This window comes from Ensifer adhaerens, assembly GCF_002007205.1.
In the GTDB taxonomy this organism is placed as follows: Bacteria; Pseudomonadota; Alphaproteobacteria; order Rhizobiales; family Rhizobiaceae; genus Ensifer; species Ensifer adhaerens_D.
Genome location: NZ_LAZS01000009.1, coordinates 280,103 through 302,014, shown reverse-complemented (window position 1 = coordinate 302,014; position 21,912 = coordinate 280,103). Strand labels below are relative to the sequence as shown.

Below are 21,912 nucleotides of genomic sequence, written 5' to 3'. Positions count from 1 at the left end.
AGGGAGGGGCAGGCGGAGACGAAGCAGGCGGAGCAGGAAGTGGCCGCTGACGTCGAGAGCGCGGCGGCCGAGCCTTTCGAGCTCGCCCGCACGGGGACCTGATCCATCATCGACGCGGTGCATTCGAAGAGGAATGCACCGTCACCCGCTCCGCGAATTGCCGGGATCCTTGGCATGCCGGCAAAGGATGGCCGCCACGTCGCCGTTCGGATATCGGATTGCCACAAGATGCGTTAAGCAGAACCGTCCGCCGCCGATGATTTTGGCGTCGCGGCAACGGGAGAAGCGTTCCATGACCATCGTCGACGACCTCAAGCAAGCCCTCGGCGATATCGTTCTGACCGGTTCCGACATCGGCGAGCGCCACCGGAGCGATGCCAGCCTTACCGGCCGCGATCTGCCGAAGGCGGTCATTCGTCCGACGCGCAGCGAAGAAATCGCCACGGCCCTTCGACTTTGCAACGAGCATGGCCAGGCGGTCGTGGGTCAAGGCGGCATGACCGGCCTTGCCGGCGGCGCCAATGCCGGTGGCGACGCGATCGCAATTTCGCTCGAACGTTTTACCGGCATCGAAGAGATCGACACCCAGGCAGCGACCATGACCGTGCGCGCCGGCACGCCGCTGGAAGTGGCGCAGCGCGCCGCAGAAGACGCTGGCTTCCTGCTGCCGATCGACCTCGGCGCCCGCGGTTCGTGCCAGATCGGCGGCAATCTCGCCACCAATGCCGGCGGCATCCGGGTGCTTCGCTACGGCGTGACGCGTGACAACGTGCTCGGCCTCGAAGCCGTACTCGCCGATGGGACCGTGATCTCGTCGCTCAACAAGATGATCAAGAACAACACCGGCTATGACCTCCGGCAATTCTTCATCGGCTCGGAGGGAACGCTCGGCGTAATCACCCGCGCGGTCCTCCGGTTGCGGCCGCTGCCCGCCGGCCGGCTGACGGCGCTCTGCGCCCTCGACAGCTTTGACGATGTGGTGGCCTTCCTCGCACGTTGCCAGCGCGGCCTGCCCGGCCTCTCGGCCTTCGAGGCGATGTGGCAGAGCTATTTCCGTTTCAACGCTGAAGCCGAGAAGCTGAAGCTCTTTGGCGAAATCCCGCCCTTCGCCGTCATCGTCGAACAGGACCTGCTCGGCGACGATGGCGAGCGCGACGGCTTCGAAGCCTTTCTCGGCGAAGCGCTCGAAGCCGGCATCATCGGCGATGCGCTGATTGCCCAGTCGGAGAAGGAAAGCCGCTCGTTCTGGAGCGTGCGCGAAGGTCACGCCATGGACAGCCAGCTGCCGGCGCTCTTCAACCTCGATATCAGCCTGCCGATCGGCGATATCGGCCGCTTCGCCGCGGAATGCGGCATCGCGCTTTCCGCGCGTTTTCCCGCCGCCCATGTCTCCTTCTTCGGCCATGTCGCCGACAGCAACCTGCATATCGCCTTCTCGGAGCCTGACAGCGACGCGGAAACGCCGCATATCGTCGACGGCATCGTCTACGAAATCGTGCGGCGCTATAGCGGCTCGATCTCGGCCGAACACGGCATTGGCACGTTGAAGCGCGACTTCCTCGACCATTCGCGCAGTCCCGCCGAACTCGAACTCATGCGGCGGATCAAGCAGGCGCTGGACCCGAAGGGCATCCTCAATCCGGGCAAGGTGCTTTGAGGCTGAAACCAGTTTTTCGGCTTGAATGGCCGGTCTTCGGCGCGTGGGTTCAAAGCCAGGAAGCCGGCGTTTTCGGCAGGCGCCCATCGGGATCGATGACCTTCAACTCGGCCCCTTCGCCAGCGTTCCAGCGCCAGAGCGCGACACAGGTGCCGCCGGGCGACATGAAGGATGGATAGATCAGGCCGTCGAAGCCGCGATCGCTGAGCTCCGCCTGCAGCCGATGGGTCTCCGGCAAGAGGCCGCGATCGAGCGCATCGCGCCATTCGCAACGATGGATGTCTTCGGGGAGACCGAACACGGCCAGCCCATCGGCCGTCGTCAGATCCGCGAGCCGCGCAAAACGCAGTTCAAGCTGGGCGATCAGCGCCGGGTGCTGGACGAAACCCTGATTGTATTCGGCCCAGGCGGTCGACAGTTCGCGGGCGGCGTAGATCGTCGGCGTTCCAACCGGGTTCCATCTGCCGCCGAAGCGCGCAGCACCTTCACCGGAAAGCGGCGCATGCGCCCAGCGCGGCACATAGGCGCGCCAGAGGCGCACCGGTTCGCTGACAGCCATCAGGCGTAGACACCCGAACGCACCGCTTCGAGATAGGCGAGCACCTTGTCGGCCTTGCCTTCACCGACGAGGTCGTAGGCGGTCTTGCCGGCCCAGCCGGGGATCGGCTGGTGCTTGAACCAGATGACGGCGCGGCTTTCGTCTCCCGCCATCTCGCCGGCCATGGCGAGGATGCGCACGACCGCGCTCAGCGCCGCATCGACCTTGCGGGCGCTCGACTTCGCCGTCAGCGTGTTGCGCGCGACGCCGATCAGCTTCGCGAGTTCCGCGAGCGTCACGCCGAGGCGATCGGCGACCAGCCGGGCGGAGAGAAAGGACGAGTGGCTCTCGCCGTAATGGGCGGTGGAGATATTGAGACCGACAGCAGCCATGACACGATCCGCGCTTGTTTTGATCATCATGCAATCAAAATAAGCTCAAAAAGCGCCCAATTCAAGGAATACTATTGCCGCCATGCGGGTTCACGCTTGTCGAAGAAGGCGCCCACGCCTTCGCGGGCCTCGGCGGACTCCCAGCAGTCGGCAAGCTGTTCGATGGTCGCGGCAATGGTCTCTTCGGTGATTGGAGCCCCAAGCGAGCGAGCCAGTCGCTTTGCCCGGCCGGTGGCCTCCGGCGCGACCGCCAGATAGGGTTCGATCTCCGCTTCGATCGCCGCATTCAGCGCGTCGGCGGCGACAACGGTGGTGGCGAGCCCCAAGGCGCGCGCCTCCTCCGCACCGAACAGGCGGGCGGACATGAACAGCGGCCGCGCCTTACCCTCGCCGATGCGCGCGACGACATAGGGGCTGATGGTCGCAGGGATCAGCCCGAGGCGCGTCTCGGTCAATCCGAACTTGGCGTCGGCCGAAGCAACCGCCGCGTCACAGATGCTCATGAGGCCGACGCCGCCACCGAAGGCATTGCCGTGCAGGCGGCCGATCACGGGCTTGGCGATCTCGTTCAGCGCCTTGAACATCATCGCCAGCCGCGTCGCCTCGGCGATGCGGGTCGCCCGATCCGCATCGAATTGCCCCCGCATCCAGCCGAGATCGCCGCCGGCGCAAAAGCTGCGGCCTTCGCCCTCCAGAATGACGGCCCGAACTACCGAGTCGGCCGATAGCTTTTCGGCGGCTTCGGTCAGTTCGCCAATCATCCTGGCCGAAAGCGCATTGTGCTTCTGTGGCAATGCCAGCGTCAGCCGCGCGACGCCGCGCGCATCGGTGGCAATCCGGATCGTTTCGAAGGTCATGTTCCGCTCCTCAAGCTCCGCGCGAAAGCGGCGGCCTGTTCAAGTTTCGCCACGTCCAGACCGGTCGAAAACCCCTTGCCGGTGACGAAGGCGTTGACAGCGAGCGTATCGACATTGCCGGCTGCACCCGGCGCGTAGGGGCAACCACCGAGACCGCCGGCCGACGCGTCGAAGACCCTGAGGCCCCGGTCGAGCGCTACGGCAATGTTGTCGAGCGCGCGGCCGGAGGTGTCGTGGAAATGCCCGGCGAGCCTGTTGGCCGGAATGCGCTCCAGCACCGCGGCCAGCATCGCGTCCACCGCCTCTGGCGTGCCGCGGCCGATCGTGTCGCCGAGACTGATCTCGTAGCAGCCGAGATCATCGAGCAGGCCGGCGACGCGGGCAGGGCTCGCTGGGGCGATCGCACCCTCATAAGGGCATTCGACAACGCAACTCACATAGCCGCGCAGCAGAATTCCTTTTTCCCGGCACAGTTCGGCAACCGGTAGGAACCGCTCGATGCTCTCGGCGATCGAACAATTGATGTTCTTTTGCGAGAAGGTTTCGGAAGCGGAGGCGAAAATCGCCACCTCGTCGGCACCGGCATCAAGTGCTGCCTCGAGCCCGCGCAGGTTGGGCGTCAGCACCGCGTAGCGCGTACCCGGCCGTCTTCGAATGCCGGCCATCACCTCGGCGGCGTCGGCCATCTGCGGCACCCATTTCGGGCTGACGAAGCTCGTCACCTCGATCCGCTGATAGCCGCAGTCCGAAAGCATGTCGACGAGGTGGATCTTGTCGGCGGTCGCAACGAGCCGGCTTTCGTTCTGCAGCCCGTCGCGCGGCGCCATCTCGACGATCGTCACATGCCCGGGCGCCGATCCGCTCATTCCGCACTCTCCGGCTGGAGCATTACCAGCACGGCGCCGGCACTCACCTGCTCGCCCTCGCTGACGAGAACGCTCTCGACCACTCCGGCGCGCGAGGCCGACAATGTGAGCTCCATCTTCATCGCCTCCATGACCGCGAGCGCCTGCCCCTTCTCGACCGTATCGCCGGGGCGGACCCGGACGAGCTTGACGATGCCGGGCATCGGCGCCGAAACCGCGTCATCCGCGATTTCGCTGGCGTGGCCGGCACTCAGCGCATCCGGCAGCCGCAGGACGTAGGTGTCGCCCTGGAGAAACAGCGTGATCTGCTCCCCTTCGCGCAGGAAGCGAAACTCCTGCTGCGCGCCCGAGATTTCCACACGAGCGCCATCGGCGAAACGGTCGAGGATCACCACCGGCAGCGCCGCCGCACCCGTGTGAACCGCGAACTGATCCCGGCCGCGGGCCGCAAGCGCCACGGTCGTCCGTCCGCCCAGGTGCTCGATCGCGATGTTCCGGTTCGCGTCACCCCAGATCTGCCAGTGACCGAGCGAAGACCAGGGATCTGCCGATCCATCCGGCTGCAACGCCCCGGTTGAAATGATGGCCGCAAGCGTAAGGGCGGCATCGTTCGGTACCGGAGGCGCCGAAAGCCGATCGATCGAACGGTCGATCAGCCCGGTGTCGGGATGCCCGGCACGAAAATCCGGTTCGGCAGCAAGGCGCGCGAGAAAATCGAGGTTGGTGACCGTGCCGCCGATGCGGCAGGCCCTCAGCGCGTTTTCGAGCCTTGCCAGCGCGGTCGACCGGTTGGGTCCATGAACGATCAGCTTGGCGATCAGCGGATCGTAGAATGGGGTGATCCGATCGCCCTGCCGAACGCCGGCATCGACGCGAACGCCATCCTCCGGAAAACTCAAAGTCGTGAGCTGCCCGGTCGCCGGCAGGAAGCCGCGCGACGGGTCTTCCGCATAGATGCGGGCTTCGAAGGCCCAGCCATCGATGGCGATTTCGCTTTGGCGTTTCGGCAGCGTTTCGCCGGCCGCGGCGCGCAGCTGCCACTCGACGAGATCGATGCCGGTGATCGCCTCGGTGACCGGATGCTCGACCTGCAGCCGGGTGTTCATTTCCATGAAATAGAACTGATCCGGCCAGAGCCCGTCGGTCACGTCGGCGATGAATTCTACCGTGCCCGCGCCGACATAGCCGATTGCCTGCGCTGCGCGAACAGCGGCTTCGCCCATGGCGCGCCGCACTTCTGCGGTCATGCCCGGCGCTGGCGCTTCCTCGATCACCTTCTGGTGGCGGCGCTGCAGCGAGCAGTCGCGCTCGTAAAGATGCAGGATGTTGCCGTGCCGGTCGCCGAAGACCTGCACCTCGATATGCCGCGGCTTCGTCAGATATTTCTCGATCAGGACCGCGCCGTCGCCGAAGGCCGCTTCCGCTTCGCGGCGCGCCGCTTCGAGCGCGGCCGGAAAGTCAGCGGCGCCGTCGACCCGCCGCATGCCCTTGCCGCCGCCGCCGGCGCGCGCCTTGATCAGCACGGGATAACCCACATTGGCCGCTTCCTCGGCAAGGAAATCGGCATCCTGCCTGTCACCGTGATAGCCCGGGACCACCGGCACGCCCGACTGCTCCATCAGCGCCTTGGCGGCATCCTTCAGGCCCATCGCCCGGATCGCCTGAGCCGACGGGCCGACGAAGGTGATGCCGGCAGCCTCCACGGCTTCGGCGAAATCGGCATTTTCGGAAAGGAAGCCGTAACCCGGGTGAATCGCATCCGCGCCAACGGACTGCGCCGCCGCAACGATCCGTTCGGCCACAAGGTAGCTTTCGAGCGCCGGCGCCGGGCCGATGCGGATCGCCTCGTCGGCGAGCGCGACATGCAGCGCGCCGACGTCGGCATCGGAATAGACGGCGACCGTGCGGATGCCGAGGCGCTTGGCGGTGCGCATCACCCGGCAGGCGATCTCGCCGCGATTGGCAATCAGGAGTTTGGAAAACATCGGCATCCCCTGGCCCTATTGCGCTGCGATCACATCGATTTCGAGCAACCAGCCGGCATCGAAAATGCCGGCGATCGCCACCGTCATGGCCGGCGCGAGCTTGCCGAGATAATCCTGGCGGGCCGCACGGTTGGCCATGGCGTGCTGGCGATCGGCGAGCAGGACCGTCACCTTGACGATGTCGGCCCTGGTCATGCCGGCAGCGACCAGTTGCGCGTCGATGTTGGCCCAGACCTGGCGCGCCTGCGCCTCGAAGCCCTCCGGCAGCGCGTCTTCAGGCGTCAGCGGCACCTGGCCGCTGACGAAAAGCAGGCGCTCGAAATTCTCCAGGCGAACGGCCTGCGAATAGCCTCCACGTGGCTGCGGTGCGTTCGGGGCATTGATGTTTTCGCGTTTCATGGCGGTATCCCTACATCCTGAAGAGGCCGAAGCGCGTGTCTTCGATCGGCGCGTTGAGCGCCGCCGACAGCGACAGGCCGAGCACGTCGCGCGTCTTGCGCGGATCGACGACGCCGTCGTCCCAAAGCCTTGCGGAGGCATAGAGCGGATGGCTCTGGCGCTCGAAGAGATCAAGGATCGGCTGGCGGAAGCGCGCCTCCTCCTCCTCGCTCCAGGGGCTCCCTGCCCGCTTCAACGCTTCGCTGCGCACGGTCGTCAACACGCCGGCTGCCTGTTCGCCGCCCATGACAGAGATGCGGCTGTTCGGCCAGGTCCACAGGAAGCGCGGTGAAAAGGCGCGGCCGCACATGCCGTAATTGCCGGCGCCGAAGGAACCGCCGACCAGCATCGTCACCTTCGGCACCCGCGCCGTCGCCACCGCCGTCACCAGCTTGGCACCGTGCTTGGCGATCCCTTCCGTCTCATATTTCCGCCCGACCATGAAGCCGGTGATGTTCTGCAGGAACACGAGCGGGATCTTGCGCTGGGCGCAGAGTTCGACGAAATGCGCGCCCTTCAACGCGGATTCGGAGAACAGCACGCCATTGTTGGCGATGATCCCGACCGGGATGCCGTGCACATGGGCAAAGCCGCAGACGAGCGTCGTGCCATAGCGGGCCTTGAATTCGTCGAAACGGGAGCCGTCGACGGTGCGGGCGATGACCTCGCGGATGTCATAGGGCGTGCGCAGATCGGAGGGCACGATGCCGGCGATCTCGTGCGGGTCGTAGAGCGGCGGCTCCGGTGTTGCGAGTTCGACCGACAGCGGCTTGTGCCGGTTCAGGGCCGCGACCGCGCGGCGCGCCAGCGCCAGCGCATGGGCGTCGTCACGCGCCAGATGGTCGGCCACGCCCGAGAGCCGAGTATGGACGTCGGCACCGCCGAGATCCTCGGCCGAGACGACCTCACCGGTGGCCGCCCTGACGAGTGGCGGCCCGGCGAGAAAGATCGTGCCCTGGCCTTCGACGATGATCGTCTCGTCGGACATGGCCGGCACGTAGGCGCCGCCGGCCGTGCACGATCCCATGACGACGGCGATCTGCGGAATGCCAGCCGCCGACATGTTGGCCTGGTTGTAGAAGATCCGGCCGAAGTGGTCGCGATCCGGGAAGACCTCGTCCTGGTTCGGCAGGTTCGCGCCGCCGGAATCGACGAGGTAGATGCAGGGTAGCTGGTTTTCCGCGGCGATCTCCTGCGCGCGCAAGTGCTTCTTCACCGTCAGCGGGTAGTAGGTGCCGCCTTTGACCGTCGGGTCGTTGCAGACGATCATGCATTCGCGGCCCGACACGCGGCCAATACCGGTAATCAAACCGGCAGCCGGCGCATCGCCGTTGTACAGGCCGTGCGCCGCCGTCGTGCCCACTTCGAGGAAGGGCGTTGCCGGATCGATGAGGTTGGCGACGCGATCGCGCGGCAGGAGCTTGCCGCGGCTGACATGGCGTTCGCGCGCCGCGTCACCGCCACCGGCGGCCGCCACTTTCACCGCCTCTTCGACGGTCGCGATCGCCTCGGCCATGGCGGCCTGGTTTGCCTTGAACGCATCGGAGGACGGCGAGATGTGAGATTTCAGAACGGTCATGAAGTCCTCATTGGATCGAGTTCGGCCGCTTTCGTCTCATCCCGCCTAGCTCGTCTCGGTGAACAGTTCCCGCCCGATCAGCATGCGGCGGATTTCGCTGGTGCCGGCACCGATCTCGTAGAGCTTGGCGTCGCGCAGCAGGCGGCCCGCCGGATAGTCGTTGGTGTAGCCGTTGCCCCCGAGCGCCTGGATCGCTTCGAGAGCGAGCGCCGTCGCCTTCTCGGCCGCGTAAAGAATGCAGCCGGCCGCATCCTTGCGCGTCGTCTCGCCGCGGTCGCAGGCCGCTGCCACCGCATAGACATAGGCGCGTGCCGCATTCGCCGTCACATACATGTCCGCGAGCTTGCCCTGCATCAACTGGAACTCGCCGATCGCCTGACCGAACTGCTTGCGTTCATGCAGATAGGGGACGACCACATCGAGGCAAGCGGCCATGATGCCGAGCGGGCCGGCCGAAAGCACGACGCGCTCATAGTCGAGCCCGGACATCAGAACACGCACGCCGCCACCGATCGCGCCGAGCACGTTTTCTTCCGGCACTTCGCAGTCTTTAAAGATCAGTTCGCAGGTGTTGGAGCCGCGCATGCCGAGCTTGTCGAGTTTCTGGCCGGTGGAAAACCCGGCAAAACCCTTCTCGACCAGGAAAGCGGTGATGCCGCGCGGGCCGGCCGTCGGGTCGGTCTTGGCGTAGACGACGAGCACGTCGGCGTCCGGACCGTTGGTGATCCACATCTTGTTGCCGTTGAGCACATAGCGGTCGCCGCGCTTGTCAGCGCGAAGCGTCATCGACACGACGTCGGAGCCGGCACCAGGTTCGGACATCGCCAGCGCACCGACATGTTCGCCGGAAATCAGCTTCGGCAGGTAACGTGCCTTCTGGTCGTCGTTGCCGTTGCGGTTGATCTGGTTGACGCAGAGATTGGAATGGGCGCCGTAGCTGAGGCCGATCGAGGCCGATGCCCGGCTGATCTCTTCCATCGCCACGCAATGGGCAAGATAGCCCATGCCGGCACCGCCATGCTCCTCGCCGGCGGTAATCCCGAGCAGGCCGAGCTCGCCCATCTCGCGCCAGAGCTGCGTCGGAAATGCGTTGTTGCGATCGGTTTCATCCGCCAATGGCGCGATGCGGTCCGTTGCGAAGCGCTGCACGCTTTCGCGCAACGCCTCGATGTCCTCGCCAAGCGCGAAGCTCAATCCGCCCTGAAACATGTTTATCCTCCCATCGCCCCTGCCGCGTGGTCTCCTCCCACAGCGGCCGGACGATAACGCTCCATCCTCTACGCGGATCGCGGCGAATGCAATGATATCAACGCCGCGACAGGACCGGACGATAGCACCGCGTCTCGCTAATTTCCTTCCAAAGAGCGGCAAAGCCAAGCACGATATGAAAATCCGAGGGCACGCGCCGATTGCATCCTTTGCGCGACCGGGTCGCCGCGCTGTCGCGCCTGCCGAAGCGGATCGGCGCTCCACATTGGGATGAAGAACCCTGGTGCTGCCTGTGGCAGCAACCGCTCAGTTCTTGTTCGGCCAGATTTCCTGGCTGGCCTCGACGGCCGCAAGGCCCTGCATCGCGTCGCGGTTGCCGGTGGCTGCAAGTGCTTCGAAGATGCGCCGCGCTTCCGCGTGGTACTTGAGGTTCATGTAGGCGTAGCCGCGCAGCACCATCAGGTCCTGGCGGCGGGTCGAAATCTGCCCGAGCTGATCGAGAAACAGGATCGCCTCGCGGTAGCGCTTGGCGTTGAAAGCCGCGATGGCACGGTCGGCGAGGATCGCCGTCTGAAGTTCGTCGGCCCGTCCCCTGTTCTGCGTCGACTTCGTCGCGGAAACCGCCGCCTTGTTGGTCAGGCCAGCGCGCAGGTAAGCAAGGCTCTGGCCATAGGCTGCGTCTTCGCGGACCTGCGAGGCCGACGCCTGCAGGGCGACCTCAAAGGCTTCGGCGGCCTCCAGCGGGCGATTGAGATCCATCAGGCACCATCCGCGCGCCAGCGCCGCCTGCGGCGCCATGCCCGCGGGATTGATGGTGGTTCGGCAGCCGGCGCCAGTTCGAACGGCTTTCTGGGCAGAACCGGTGACGCGCGGCCTCTGGGAAACCGGCTGTTCCACCACCTCCGTCACGACGGTCGTGCGTGTGGTCGCCTGTGGCTGGGCCCGTTGCGCCTCGACAATCGGCGCCCGCACGCGGTTGACTTCGTCGAGCTGCTCCTTGACCTCGCCGAGGCGGGCGATGCGCTCGGAACGACCGGACCATAACCGCTGAATTTCTACCACGCCGTCCTTGTCGCCGAGCTGGTCACGGCTGAGGGCAAGGCCGTAGGCCGAGGGCTCGTCGTCCGGCTTCCAGCGCAGGGCCGTGGCGAACCATTGCGCGGCGGTTGCCGGCTGGTTGAGGGCGCGGGCATACCAGCCGAACTGCTGCGCCGTCGCCGGCTCGCGGGCCTTGGTCGTTTCTGCGGCGATCCGCGCCAGCACGGCCGCATCGAGGGCCAAAGGCGGATCGATCGCCAGGAGGTTGGCGGTCGCCGCAAAATAGGTCGCAAGCGCATCGGGCGAGCTGTCCCGCCACCGGTAGAGAACGGCTTCGGCTTCGGCCGGCGCCTTGCGCGCAATCAGCGTCAGGGCCAGGCCCTGCGCGGCGGAAGCACTGTCTTCCTTGTCGTGCGCCCGTTGGAACCATTGCTCGGCGGCGCTCATGTTGTCGCGGCGCAGCTGGTACCAGCCAAGCAGCAATGCGTCGCTCGCAGTGCCGCCGGTTTCGGCCAGCTTCTCGACCCGCTGGACGTACTTGGGATCGACCGCCAGCGTCTTGTCCTCGTCGCCTTCGGCGACGAAGCGGCGGGCGAGATCGTCGCGAATGCTCTCGAACTCCGGCACTCCCTCCGGCGAGGTGCGCTCATAGGCGAGCAAATCCTGCAGCGTGGCATAGGGCAAGACAGCCGCTGCCTTCTGCACGGTCGCAAGACGCTCGGGTGCGTTCTCGCAATTCTTCAGGACATAGAGATAGGCGTCGCGGGCGCGCTCGGGCCGCTTGGTTTGCGCAAAGGCGTTGGCGACGTGCCAGAGAACGTCCACTTCGGAGCAGGTCAAAAGGCTGGGCGTGCTCGCGGCAGCCGAAATGACGGTCTCGTATTGCTTGAGTTCGGAGGCGTTCACCAGGCGAGCGCGGGCTTCGGCGACGTTGAGGCGCTCCAGGAGGTCCGACGGCGGCTGCCAGGCGGTTTCCTTCGCCTGACGCTCGGCGATCGCCTTGCGCACCTCGGCGTAGCGGCCCTCCGAATAGAGCCGCCACATGGTTTCGAGCGCAACGTCGGTGTTGCGTGGCACCGCCAGCGGATCGGCTGGCGGAACCCAGTCGGGATAAAGCGAGCGCAGGCGCGAGATTTCCGCCTGCAGCCGCGCCGTATCGCCCTTGGCGGCAAAGTAGCGAAGCGCCGACTCGTCGACGACCGGCTGCGGCTTTCCCGGGCTTTTTGCTTCCTCCGACGGCCTGTCGGCCTGGGCCACCTCGGTAAACTGCGGCGCGCCGCGCCCGCCCTCACCCGCGATGCCGCTGACGGCGGAGGCGCCCTGGCTCTCGCCAGTCAAGCTGCCGAGTTTCTTGTTGTCCTGGCGCAAGAATCCGCCATCGGTTAGTCCGGCAACCCCGATCGCCGTAGTCATCACAGCGGCAATGGCAACGATTGAGGACTTCATAGACACTCCGGACGCTTCTCCCTCACGTAAGACAGCCCCAACAGGTGCAGCGTGGAAGGATAATATTGCGTCGGGCTGAACACCTTGACGCGGTCGGGTATCGGCACCCGGTCCAAGACACAGGCCAGAATATGGTTAACAAATCGATAACCGGGGTCCGTGAGGCTGGCTTCAACGGCACCCGTGGAGGCGTCGCTGAGAACCAGTGCATCATTGTCGCCGGTCATCCCCTCCCGCAGTCTCGCCATCAGTTCGCGGCCGCCCATATCAGCGCGTGCAAGGTAGAGCGGTATCCGCAAGGCGTTATAGCCGAATTCGGCCGGAAAGCCTTGAGCCGGTTTCGGCATCGCGCGCAGGCTGACCCAATCGGCCGGTAGTTTCCTCGGACCCGATTGAACAGCATTCAACAATGCCAGTCCATCGTCGGAGAGCTTTTTCCAACGCGGCGACGGCGCCACACGATCAAGCGCCGGAAAGGCTTCGAATATCCAGTAAGATGGATTGACGACCGGGCCATCGGGGCGGTCGGTCGTGCCAAAGCCCGAAACGCCGGGCAAAAGCAGCGTTCGCCCGCCATGGTCGAGCAGGGCATTGTCGAGAATGGCCCTGGCGATCCGCGACGCCGCTTGGCTGTAGTCCTGCCGCTTCCAGCGTTCCCCGGCGAGCACCAGCGCATAGGCGATCAGGATGTCGCCGTCGGTGGCGTTGTTGATATCGATAATGTGCGGTGTCTCACTCGGGCTCCACTTCCAGGCCGCCAGCCCGTCATCGCGAAGCAGCAGCTCGCGGCGCGTGAACGACCAGATCAGCGCGAAGTCCGCCGGGTTTTCGGCAAGCACCGCGAGAAGCAGGCCATAGCCCTGTCCCTCGCTATGGCTGACATTGCCATTGGCGTCGTCGATGATCCGCCCGCCGGAATCGAGGAAGCGCGCCTTGTACTGGTCCCATTCCCCCGCCTTCACCGAGCCCCCCTGTTCGTCCGCGCCGGCCGCCAGCGGCATCAGGAGCGCGAGCAATCCGGCGAGGAGCGCGGTTCGCCACCTCATTGGCGTCGCCCGAGCCGGGTCAGCATGAAGGAAGTCGCCAGCCCCAGTAGCACCGACAGCACGATCAGCAGCAGGGCATAGGCCATGATGTTGCTCGACAGCCAGTTGGCGAAGATCAGACGATAGTTGGTCAGCGAGGCCGGCTGCGTCTGGACGAAATCGAAGCCTGCGACCGGCGTCGCCTCGATCTTGTCCGTCGCCGGCTCGTAAGCCGAGACCCGCCCGGCAAGCTGCTGCCATCGCGTGACGTCGGCGATTGCCGACGTGCCTTCGCGCAGGCGCTTGGCGGTCGGCGCCGTCAAAAGCGTCCAGGTGGCATCGTCGCTCGGATTGGGGCCCTGGGCGATCACCAGGCCCGCACTCTCCGGCGGAACATAGGCGGCCTGCGCTTCGGGCAGGATACGAAGCGAGCTCAGCGAAATGTCGAACTCCTGCTTCACCCAGGTCTGGAATGCCGTGACCTGGTTGCGCCATGCGCCGCCGCTCAGGCGCATGCGCCACTCGTCGATGGCCTTCTGCGTGTCGTCGGGGCGGCCGGTATCCTCCGCATTGCCCCAGGACATCTGCCTGGCGGGGTCGACGCCGACCTGTGTCAGCACCGTCTTCGGCAACTGCGGCATGGCGCCGATGAAGATCGCATTGCGGCTGCCGGCAGCAAGCGGCGATGTGATCACCTCCACCAGCAGCGGCCTGCCGCCTGCAACGGCCAGGCGGGCAAGGAAGGTCGCCGCCGCAGACAGCGTGTCCTCGTCGGCGCGATCGAGGAAAAGCGGAACGGCGGCGGCATCATTGCGGTAGGGGGCGGCGGCGCCCGAAATCGCCGCGAGGTTCGGTCGGCGGCCGATACGGGCGAAATCCGGCATCCGCAGTTCCGATGTGTCGAAAAGCGCAAAGCGCGGATCGTTGGAAGCCGGCGTGCCCGGCGCGCAGGCCTTGTCCGGTTCGGCGGAGAGCACGGCCTCGATCTCGATCAGGTTCGGCCCGGGCTTGAAATGCCGCATGGTTACCTTGATCGGCAAATGGCGCAGGATGTCGCCGGTGACCGAATTCAGCGGGATCGTCGATGCGATGTTGCCGTTGACATAGATGTCGATGTGGCTGCCGGGAAGAACCGCTTCCGTATAGGCGGCGTCGAGCAGCAGCGTCGCGTCGCCATAGGCGTCGGCATAGAAATCCGACGGTACCGCAATGGAGAAACGCGTGCGGAAGCGCCGGCCGGTGAACTCGCTGGTCTCCACCCCGAGTTCGGAGAAGCGCAGACGCGTGTTCGTGACCACCAGCGGCGTCTCCGGCAGCAGCCAGCGCCCGGTGGCGATGACGTCGCGCGGCACGTTGCTCGGACGGTCCATCGGCTGCGTGATCCCCTCGATCGCCTCCTGCACCGCGGACCAGTCCGGGCCGCTGACCACCAGAACCGACGACTTCGTCTTGCCGTCGCGCACGAACATGGCCACGGGACCGCTCGACGCGCCTTCCGGCGGCCGCTCGAGGAACGGCGACACTTCTTCGACCGTGCCGACGAGCGCGGTCATCTGCCCGGGCTTTGCAAGCTCGGGCATGGTGTCGCTGAGGGCGAATTCCTGGGCGGGCATCTGGCCGCGCAGCGCCAACCCTTGCGCGAGCCGCATCAGCGCTGCGGTGCGGCTCGGCTGCTGCAGGCCGGGAACGACCACATTGAACTGTGTCCGGCCGCGCGCGTCGAGCCCGACCGCACGCACGTCGTCAAGGCTGGAAAGCGTGGCACTGTCGCCGGAGGCAAAGCGGATGAAGGCTGATTCCGGCGCGATCTCGGTCCACAGTTCATAGGTCGATTCGACCGTGCAGTCCGTGCGGTGGCGCTGGCGGACCTTGACGCGAACATCGTTCGAGCCAGCGCGCAGCAGCCCGGGTTTCAGGTCGTAGCTCAGAGCCGTGGCCGCCTCCGCCGAGCCGATCGGCTTCTCGCCGGCGAGCTCGCCGTTGATGAAGATCGAGAGCGTCGACGCCTCGGGCGCAACGACGATCGCGTTCTGATAGGCGAAATCGAGCGTCGCTGCCGATTGCGCCTGCGCCGGCGTCAGATAGACGGACCAGGTGCGTTCATCGACCTCGCCCGTCAGCGACAGCGCGCTGAACGGAATGATGAAGCGCTTGAATTCGTCTGGCGCCTTGACCGTGACCGCGGGCTCCGCCGACCCGCCGCCGCCTTCGGTTTTTGCCGGCGGCTGCAGGATGGGAGCATCTGCCGGCCGCTCACCCGTCATGTCGAAAGGCGACGGTTGCGCAGACACGGCCGTCGCCAGGCCGGCAAGCAACAGGGCTGGGAGAACGAGGCGCCTGAGCATCAAGCGCCCTCCTTCTGCGCCTCGGAGCCGCGCAGGCTGCGAAGGAAATAAATCATGCCGCGGCTGGTCTGGTAGAGCGCCATCCAGAGGAACCAGAGCGTTCCGCGCACCAGGCCCGGATTGCCGCGCCGGGCACTCTGAAATTCGCTCCATTGCCGCGAATTGGCAAAGATCAGATCCGCGACCAGGCTGTGATGACGGGCCGCCTGCGGCAGGTAGCGGCAGCCCATGATGGTGATGTCGCCGGCTGTCTCCTTGTTGCGGATCGCGACCGGCAAGGTTTCGGCGACGCCGCTGCCGCTATAGGGCTCGAAGCGGATCCCGCCCTCGGTATCGGTCGGCAGCGTCGATGCGTCGATGCCGTAGACCTGGACGCGCGCGCCGTGCGCGGAAACGTCCTCGATCGTCGCCGGATACCATTTGTCGGCGACCCCAAATTCGCAGCGGCGGCTGACCTTGACGCGCCGGGAGGCTGCCCGCTCGCCGCGCTCCGAAACGACGCCAAGCACGCAGCCGGCCATGATGAGGTTCAGGAGGTTCCAGCCGCCGACGACGAGCGTCACGTCTGCCTTGTACGGCTCGGTGTAGACCCGGTAGACGGTCATGAGCAGGGCGACGAAAAGCACCGCGAAGATGACGAAGAACGGCCGGGCAATCTCGGACAGCCGGCTTTCCAGGATCGATTCATCCTTTGCCGTCACCTTGAACGTCGGCCGGCTTGGGCGCAGCAGCACCGAAATGACGGCGGGCAGCAGATGTACCGTCTGGGCGAACTCGTAGAGTTCGGAGATCCAGGGCCAGCGGAACGAGCCGTAGAGATAGTTCTGCATCATCAGGTTCACGACCATGTAGGCCAGCGTATAGGCGAGAAATTCGCCGCCAGACGCCGTGAAAATCTCAAGGTCGAAGAACAGATAGAAGAGCGGCGCGAAAAGGAAAATCGTGCGCGGGATCGGAAACAGCCAGAAGAGCGTCGACGACATGTAGCAGAGGCGTTGCGGGATCGACAGGCCGCCCTTGAACAGCGGGAATCGGAAGATGAGGATCTGCATCATGCCCTGCGCCCAGCGGCTGCGCTGGCCGATGAAGCTTGCGAAGGTGGCCGGCTGCAGGCCGGCGATCAGCGGGCGATCGACATAGATGCTGTTCCAGCCGCGCCCGTGCAGGGCAAGCGCCGTTTCGCAGTCCTCGGTGATGCTCATGCCGCTGAAGCCTTCGGTATCCTCCAGCGCCTTGCGGCGCAGAACAGCGGCCGAGCCGCAGAAGAAGGCGGCGTTCCACTTGTCGAGACCGCGCTGGATGATGCCGTAGAACATCTCGTTCTCGCTCGGCATCTTCTCGAAGGTGCGCAGATTGCGCTCGAGCGGGTCCGGGTTGAGGAAGAAGTGCGGCGTCTGCACCAGGAACAGCTTCGGGTCCTGTTCGAAATAACCGACGGTCTCCAGCAGGAAATCGCGCGCCGGTGCGTGGTCGGCGTCGAAGACCGCGATCAGTTCACCATCGGAATGCAGCATGCCATTGTTGAGGTTGCCGGCCTTGGCGTGCTCGTTGCGCTCGCGCGTCAGATAGCGCACGCCGAGATCATCGCAGAGCGCCTGCAGTTCGGCGTTGCGGGCGGATGCGCGCTGCGCCTCGACGAGATTTGCCGAGTTGCGCTTCTGCAGGGTACCGCCGTCGTCGAGCAGCCAGACAGTCAGCCTGTCGGCGGGATAGTCCATCGCCTTGGCCGCCGCGAGCGTATTGGCCAGCAGGCCAGCGTCCTCGTTGTAGGAGGGAACGAAGACATCGACCTTCGGAAATTTGCCCTCGGAGATGGAGCTCGCCTTGCGCGGCGGCAACGGCATGGCCACCACGAACAGGCTGAGCGACAGCATCATCACGCTGTACATTTCAGCGAGGTAGAGCAGGAAGCCCGGGATGAAGTTTTCAAGCTGGTTGAGCGGCGGCAGCGTGCTTGTCGTGCGCCAATAGACATAACGCAGCACGATCGCCGTGCCGAAGGCTAGCGCGATCAGCCGCCAGCGGCCGCCGGCATTGGCAAGCTTGAGCACGGCCATGAAGGTAACGATGAGAACGCTGACGATGAGCTGCGTCTGAAGGTTCACCGGCAGTGTGATGACCGCCATCACACAAAGCGAGAAAAACGCCCAAGCGGCAACCGATCCGACCTTGCTCATACATTTGCCTTCCAGCGTTCGGCATCATGCCACTGGTATTGCCCGGCCCATTTTCGACCGAGTCTCCCGTACCGACACCAGCCCTTAACAAAGGATGGTTAGCGCTCGATTAAGGGCAAGCTCCTCCGGCCTGCTGCCCTACGCACGCCGGAGCCGGTACGATCACGTTCGGCAAGGGTTTCGTCGCAGTCTCCGTCTGCGGCATCGCCACGGTTCCATCAGGCTGCGGAACCGGGATCGACGTCACCGCGGCGGGCGCAACGACCTGCTGTTCGGCGCGCGCCGGGACGCTGCTGACTTCACGCCGTGCCACGGGCTGCACCTGGCGCCGCGGAACCGCCACCGGAGCGCTCGTGGTCACTGCCTCTTCCTTGTGATAGATCGGGTTGCCGGTTCGCCCGAGGCCCGCCTCCAGAGGGGGCGGCGCACCATAGGGGTTCCAGGCGGGATCGCCGAAGGTTCCGGTGATCGTATAGCCGTAGACCGGAGCGAGCAGTTCGGTCTCGCTCGCGCCCGTCGCGCAATAGCGAAGCCTCACCTGGATCGTACCGTAGCCCTTGAGTGGCGAGCGGTGGTTCTCCGGCTGGCGGATCTGCTGCCAGGCGAAGATACAGGCATCGTTCGCCCGCCCCCGGCCGAAGGCATAGCCGAACGGGCCGTAATTGTTCTGCAGAAAGTAAGGATTGAGCGACAGCGAAACGCCGGGCAGCGCCCGGCGCGCCTCCGCCATCATCCTGTTGTCGCGAACGCCGGCATAGTTCGAGCGCGACTGCTGGTCGAACTTCGCGTTCATCGGACCGAAGAACTGGGCGCGCAGCAGGTTCTGTCCCGGCGTCGCCGCCGAGGTGTAAAGATAGATATCCTGCTCGATCGCATTGGTGCTGCGCCGTTCGACGACGTTCAGCACGGCGGGCCCGCCGGGCGGCGGCAGGATCAGCGCGTTTTCCGACGGAACCATGATGCTGCCGGTCGGTGTGCCGACGTCCTGGCGCGTGTTGCAGCCCGACAGCACGGTCGCTGCCACCAGCGACAACGCAGCCACGCGCCAACCTTCCGCAGGGCGCAGCCGTCTCTCCGACGTGCCGAATCTCCGACTCAGATATCGTTGCATCATGGCTGAGCATTAGTTGATTCACCCCGTTTCGCAAACCCGAGAAGAATGGGGGCGCAGGTGCAGCAGGGCGACGGGACGTGGTTTCGCCCCCTGAAAACCGTTTGTTTTGTTGGGGCGACGACGCTCCTCCGGCACTCAGCGAAGGCTTCCGGCTGCACTTCAGCAAGCCTTTCCGGCCGGGCCGTTTCAAACCGCTGCTCGGGGACGGGCAAGATCGTTGACGCCCTCATCGTCCGGCGCCTGGCCATAGCTCATGCGGCGCATCTGCGCGATGACGCGCTCCATTTCATCGTCGGGCAGGACCGGCGGTTCTCCAAGCGTCAGCGCCTGGACATACATGCGCGACAGGGTCTCGATCTCGATCGCCAGCCACAGGGCGGACTCGAGCGTCTTGCCGAGCGAGATCTGGCCATGCTGGCCAAGCAGGCAGGCGGTGCGGTCCTTGAGCGCGACAAGTGCATTGTCGGACAATGCCTGCGTGCCGAAGGTCGCATATTCGGCGCAGCGGATCGTCGTGCCGCCGGCAATGCCGGTCATGTAGTGGAAGCTTGGGATGGTCTTGTGGTGGCAGGCAAGCGTGGTCGCATAGACCGAATGGCAATGCAGCACGACGTTGATATCCGGGCGCTCCCTCAGGATATCGCGGTGGAAGCGCCATTCCGACGACGGGCGCAGGCCGACATAGGTGCCGTCGAAATCCATCTCGACCAAGTCTTCCGGCTGCATCGTCTCATAGGGCAGCGACGACGGCGTGATCAGAAAACCGGTATCGGTGCGCACCGAAATGTTGCCGGCCGTGCCCTGGTTGATGCCGTTTAAGTTCATCCGGCGGCAGATGTCCACCATCTCGCGGCGGAGCGACAGAATGTCGGCCTTGGTCATCGATATGTCCTTTCGAAATCGCGACTGTAATTTTGGATTTGCCCGGCGCGGGCCCGCGCCCGCCATTGCGAGGCGTAGACGGCGACCGCCGGAGACAAGTGAGAAACCGCGGCCGGATCCGCGAGCGAAAGCGCGACTGGTTCCGACCGTTGTCCTTCCTGGGCAAGCAAGGCCGCACCCGATGCGACGCCGTAAGCGTCCAGATTGAAGCGGACCCGCCGGTTCGGCAGCAAGGCCGCCACGAGCCGGGCGTAGAGGGGATCGCGCAGGAAACTTCCATCGAGAACGACGACGTTTCCCGGCCCCAGCGCCTCGACGCATTCGGCCGTCAGAAGCGCACAGTAGAGGAGCGCCAGGGCCTTGCGCGCGACCGGCGTTTCCGGCGGCGGCCCGCCGATGCGGCCGCGGCCCGCACTTTGCGGAAACAGGCCATCATCGTCGCCGAAGGACGGCAGCGCCATGGTGCGTCTGGCGATGAGCCCGAGGACCACGTCGTCCGGTACCGGCGCCTCGGGCGGCTCATGGCCGGCGACATGCGAAAACTCGCGTCCGCCCATGGTCAGCACGCCGCCGAGCGGGCGACCGAAGACGTCGCTGTTCAGCGTCATGCCGCAGTGTTCGTCCAGCCGGTCGAGGGACGTTCGGCCGGAAAAGGCAACGATCCAGGTTCCAGTGGAGACCACGATGAAATCGCGAAGACCGGCTGCATGGTAGCGGTAGTGATTGAGGCTGCTGTCATGACCGCCCGCCAGCACCCGCAAGCCGTCCGGCAACCCGTAGCGGCGGGCAAGTTCCGGGCGAACCGGGCCGAGCACCTGCCAGGCATCGGCAAAATCAGGCATCAGTCGTCGCCATCCGCGCGCGTCCACGATCGGCGCGAAGCACCGTTCCGCGACGTTCCACAGATGCGATTGCGCACCAAGCAGGCTCGCTTCGGACGCGGCAATGCCCGACAGCCGCCAGGCCCAATATTGCGGCAGGCCGAGATACCAGCGCGCAGCCGCCACCGCCTCCGGCGCGTGCTCCTGCATCCAGTAAAGCTGGCGCGCCTGGTGGGTAGCGCTGTGCATGGTTGCGCTGCCACGGTCGAAAAAGGAGCCGGAAAGCGGCGCATAGCCGAGCCGGATCGCCTCCGGCACCGGCTGCTCATAATCGATCATCGGCAGAGCCGCGCCGGCGGCCCTATCCGGATCATCGCTGACAAGCACGCCGCCGGAGCCGTGACCGGCGGCAACGAAGGTCTGCAGCGGATGGCGACGGGCAAGATCGGCGAGACTGGAGAAGACCCAGTCGCCGAGCGCGTCGAGATCGTGATGCCGCCAGGGCGGGCCAGGCAGCACCGGATTGGCGACGCTCAGCGTTTCGAGCACGACGCCATCTGATGTGACCGCGTTCAGCTTGACGTTGGTCTTGCCGACGTCGAGCACGGCGACCGTCCCGGCTTTCCCATCCGCTGCAACTGCCATGAGGCGATCCTCCCGTCCTGGTCCAAGAGGCGCTGAAAGCGCACCCGCCTAGATCAATCCGTACTGCTTCGCCTTGTTCCGCAGGAACGGCAGGCCGTTGCCCATGACCTCCTCCTCGTTCTTGGCCACCGGTCTCCAGACGGCGAGACCGTAGGCGACCTCCGGCGGCATGTTGATGAAGCTTTCCATCGCCAGTCCACCCTTGAAACCGATCGCAGCCAGCGTCGCGAAGATCTCGTCCCAGGCGCAGTTGCCGTAGCCGGGCGTGCCGCGGTCGCTTTCGGACAGGTGGATGTATTTGATGAAATCGCGCGCATCGAGGATGCCGGTGCCGATGCCCTTTTCCTCGATATTCATGTGGTAGGTGTCGAGGTGAACGAAGACGTTGTCGGCACCGACCCGCTTGATCATGTCGACCGCCTGCCAGCCGGTGTTGATCAGGTGGTTCTCGTAGCGGTTGACCGCCTCGACCCCGAGCTCGATGCCGCGCGATTTGGCATGCTTGGCGGCAGCCTGCAGCACACGGGCGATGTTGTCGTATTCGGCTTCCGTCGGCGGCACGCCAGTGCGCTCGCCGATGCCGCCATAGATGACCCCGGACAGTGCTTCGCCTCCCAGATCAGCCGTCTTGTCGATCGCCACTTTCAGATGCTCGATCGCAGCATCCGGGCGAACCGAGGCCCAGGCGCGTTCCGGCAGCCCGAGTGAGCAGACCGCGCGCAACTTGTTCTTCTCGAGCAGCGCCTTTGTGTGGGCAGTGTCGACAGCTGGCGGATTGAGCATCGGGATCTCGATGAAGTCCACACCGTACTTCACCGCCGCCGCAACGGCGCGCTCGGCGCCGGGACGATCCCAATTCATGGTCCACATGCTCGTATGGACGCCAAAACCCTGCATG

General features: G+C 65.3%; 17 protein-coding genes. 1 reads left to right on the top strand and 16 read right to left on the bottom strand.

What is annotated here, in order from left to right; translation table 11 throughout:
- Positions 1-292: 292 nt before the first annotated feature.
- A complete protein-coding gene (locus tag XB14_RS22085) occupies positions 293-1,657 on the top strand; it encodes an FAD-binding oxidoreductase (RefSeq protein WP_077964028.1) in 1,365 nt (454 codons plus the stop codon).
- 49 nt (positions 1,658-1,706) lie between these two features.
- On the opposite strand, the gene XB14_RS22080 is transcribed toward XB14_RS22085, so the two are convergent.
- From XB14_RS22080 to XB14_RS22005, 16 genes are all read right to left on the bottom strand, one after another.
- A complete protein-coding gene (locus XB14_RS22080; protein ID WP_077964025.1) occupies positions 1,707-2,216 on the bottom strand; it encodes an RES family NAD+ phosphorylase in 510 nt (169 codons plus the stop codon).
- Positions 2,216-2,587 (bottom strand): antitoxin Xre/MbcA/ParS toxin-binding domain-containing protein, encoded by a 372-nt coding sequence (locus XB14_RS22075; RefSeq protein WP_077964085.1) that lies wholly within the window; start codon positions 2,585-2,587, stop codon positions 2,216-2,218. The genes XB14_RS22080 and XB14_RS22075 overlap by 1 nt, the downstream gene beginning before the upstream one ends.
- A gap of 71 nt (positions 2,588-2,658) precedes the next feature.
- Positions 2,659-3,444, bottom strand: a complete 786-nt coding sequence (locus XB14_RS22070; RefSeq protein ID WP_077964023.1) for a crotonase/enoyl-CoA hydratase family protein — start codon at positions 3,442-3,444, stop codon at positions 2,659-2,661.
- Complete coding sequence (locus XB14_RS22065) at positions 3,441-4,310, bottom strand: hydroxymethylglutaryl-CoA lyase (RefSeq protein ID WP_077964021.1); 870 nt, start codon at positions 4,308-4,310, stop codon at positions 3,441-3,443. Before XB14_RS22065 ends, XB14_RS22070 begins: the two co-directional genes overlap by 4 nt.
- Positions 4,307-6,295, bottom strand: coding sequence for an acetyl/propionyl/methylcrotonyl-CoA carboxylase subunit alpha (locus tag XB14_RS22060; RefSeq protein ID WP_077964083.1), 1,989 nt, complete (start codon positions 6,293-6,295; stop codon positions 4,307-4,309). Before XB14_RS22060 ends, XB14_RS22065 begins: the two co-directional genes overlap by 4 nt.
- A 15-nt stretch (positions 6,296-6,310) precedes the next feature.
- Complete coding sequence (locus XB14_RS22055; protein ID WP_077964019.1) at positions 6,311-6,694, bottom strand: RidA family protein; 384 nt, start codon at positions 6,692-6,694, stop codon at positions 6,311-6,313.
- A 10-nt stretch (positions 6,695-6,704) separates the two neighbouring features.
- Positions 6,705-8,312, bottom strand: a complete 1,608-nt coding sequence (locus XB14_RS22050) for a carboxyl transferase domain-containing protein (RefSeq protein WP_077964017.1) — start codon at positions 8,310-8,312, stop codon at positions 6,705-6,707.
- Between the two features lie 45 nt (positions 8,313-8,357).
- The gene (locus XB14_RS22045; RefSeq protein WP_077964015.1) at positions 8,358-9,521 is read right to left on the bottom strand and encodes an isovaleryl-CoA dehydrogenase; all 1,164 of its coding nucleotides are present in this window, start codon (positions 9,519-9,521) and stop codon (positions 8,358-8,360) included.
- A gap of 306 nt (positions 9,522-9,827) precedes the next feature.
- Positions 9,828-12,005: a cellulose synthase gene (locus XB14_RS22040; protein ID WP_077964013.1), complete on the bottom strand. Its 2,178-nt coding sequence runs from the start codon at positions 12,003-12,005 to the stop codon at positions 9,828-9,830.
- Positions 12,002-13,006 carry a glycosyl hydrolase family 8 gene (locus tag XB14_RS22035; RefSeq protein ID WP_234804109.1) on the bottom strand — a complete coding sequence of 335 codons (1,005 nt, stop codon included), beginning with the start codon at positions 13,004-13,006 and terminating at the stop codon, positions 12,002-12,004. Before XB14_RS22035 ends, XB14_RS22040 begins: the two co-directional genes overlap by 4 nt.
- A gap of 41 nt (positions 13,007-13,047) precedes the next feature.
- Positions 13,048-15,375 (bottom strand): cellulose biosynthesis cyclic di-GMP-binding regulatory protein BcsB, encoded by a 2,328-nt coding sequence (locus XB14_RS22030; protein ID WP_077964010.1) that lies wholly within the window; start codon positions 15,373-15,375, stop codon positions 13,048-13,050.
- Positions 15,375-17,552 carry a UDP-forming cellulose synthase catalytic subunit gene (gene bcsA / locus XB14_RS22025; protein ID WP_077964008.1) on the bottom strand — a complete coding sequence of 726 codons (2,178 nt, stop codon included), beginning with the start codon at positions 17,550-17,552 and terminating at the stop codon, positions 15,375-15,377. Before bcsA ends, XB14_RS22030 begins: the two co-directional genes overlap by 1 nt.
- 109 nt (positions 17,553-17,661) lie before the next feature.
- A complete protein-coding gene (bcsN, locus tag XB14_RS22020) occupies positions 17,662-18,594 on the bottom strand; it encodes a cellulose biosynthesis protein BcsN (RefSeq protein WP_234804108.1) in 933 nt (310 codons plus the stop codon).
- 258 nt (positions 18,595-18,852) lie between these two features.
- On the bottom strand, positions 18,853-19,548 hold the full coding sequence (locus tag XB14_RS22015) for a class II aldolase/adducin family protein (protein WP_077964004.1): 696 nt from the start codon (positions 19,546-19,548) through the stop codon (positions 18,853-18,855).
- Entirely contained in the window at positions 19,545-21,014 is a 1,470-nt protein-coding gene (locus XB14_RS22010; RefSeq protein ID WP_077964002.1) for an FGGY family carbohydrate kinase, read from the bottom strand. The genes XB14_RS22015 and XB14_RS22010 overlap by 4 nt, the downstream gene beginning before the upstream one ends.
- A 48-nt stretch (positions 21,015-21,062) precedes the next feature.
- On the bottom strand, positions 21,063-21,911 hold the full coding sequence (locus XB14_RS22005; protein ID WP_077964000.1) for a sugar phosphate isomerase/epimerase family protein: 849 nt from the start codon (positions 21,909-21,911) through the stop codon (positions 21,063-21,065).
- Position 21,912: the final 1 nt, after the last annotated feature.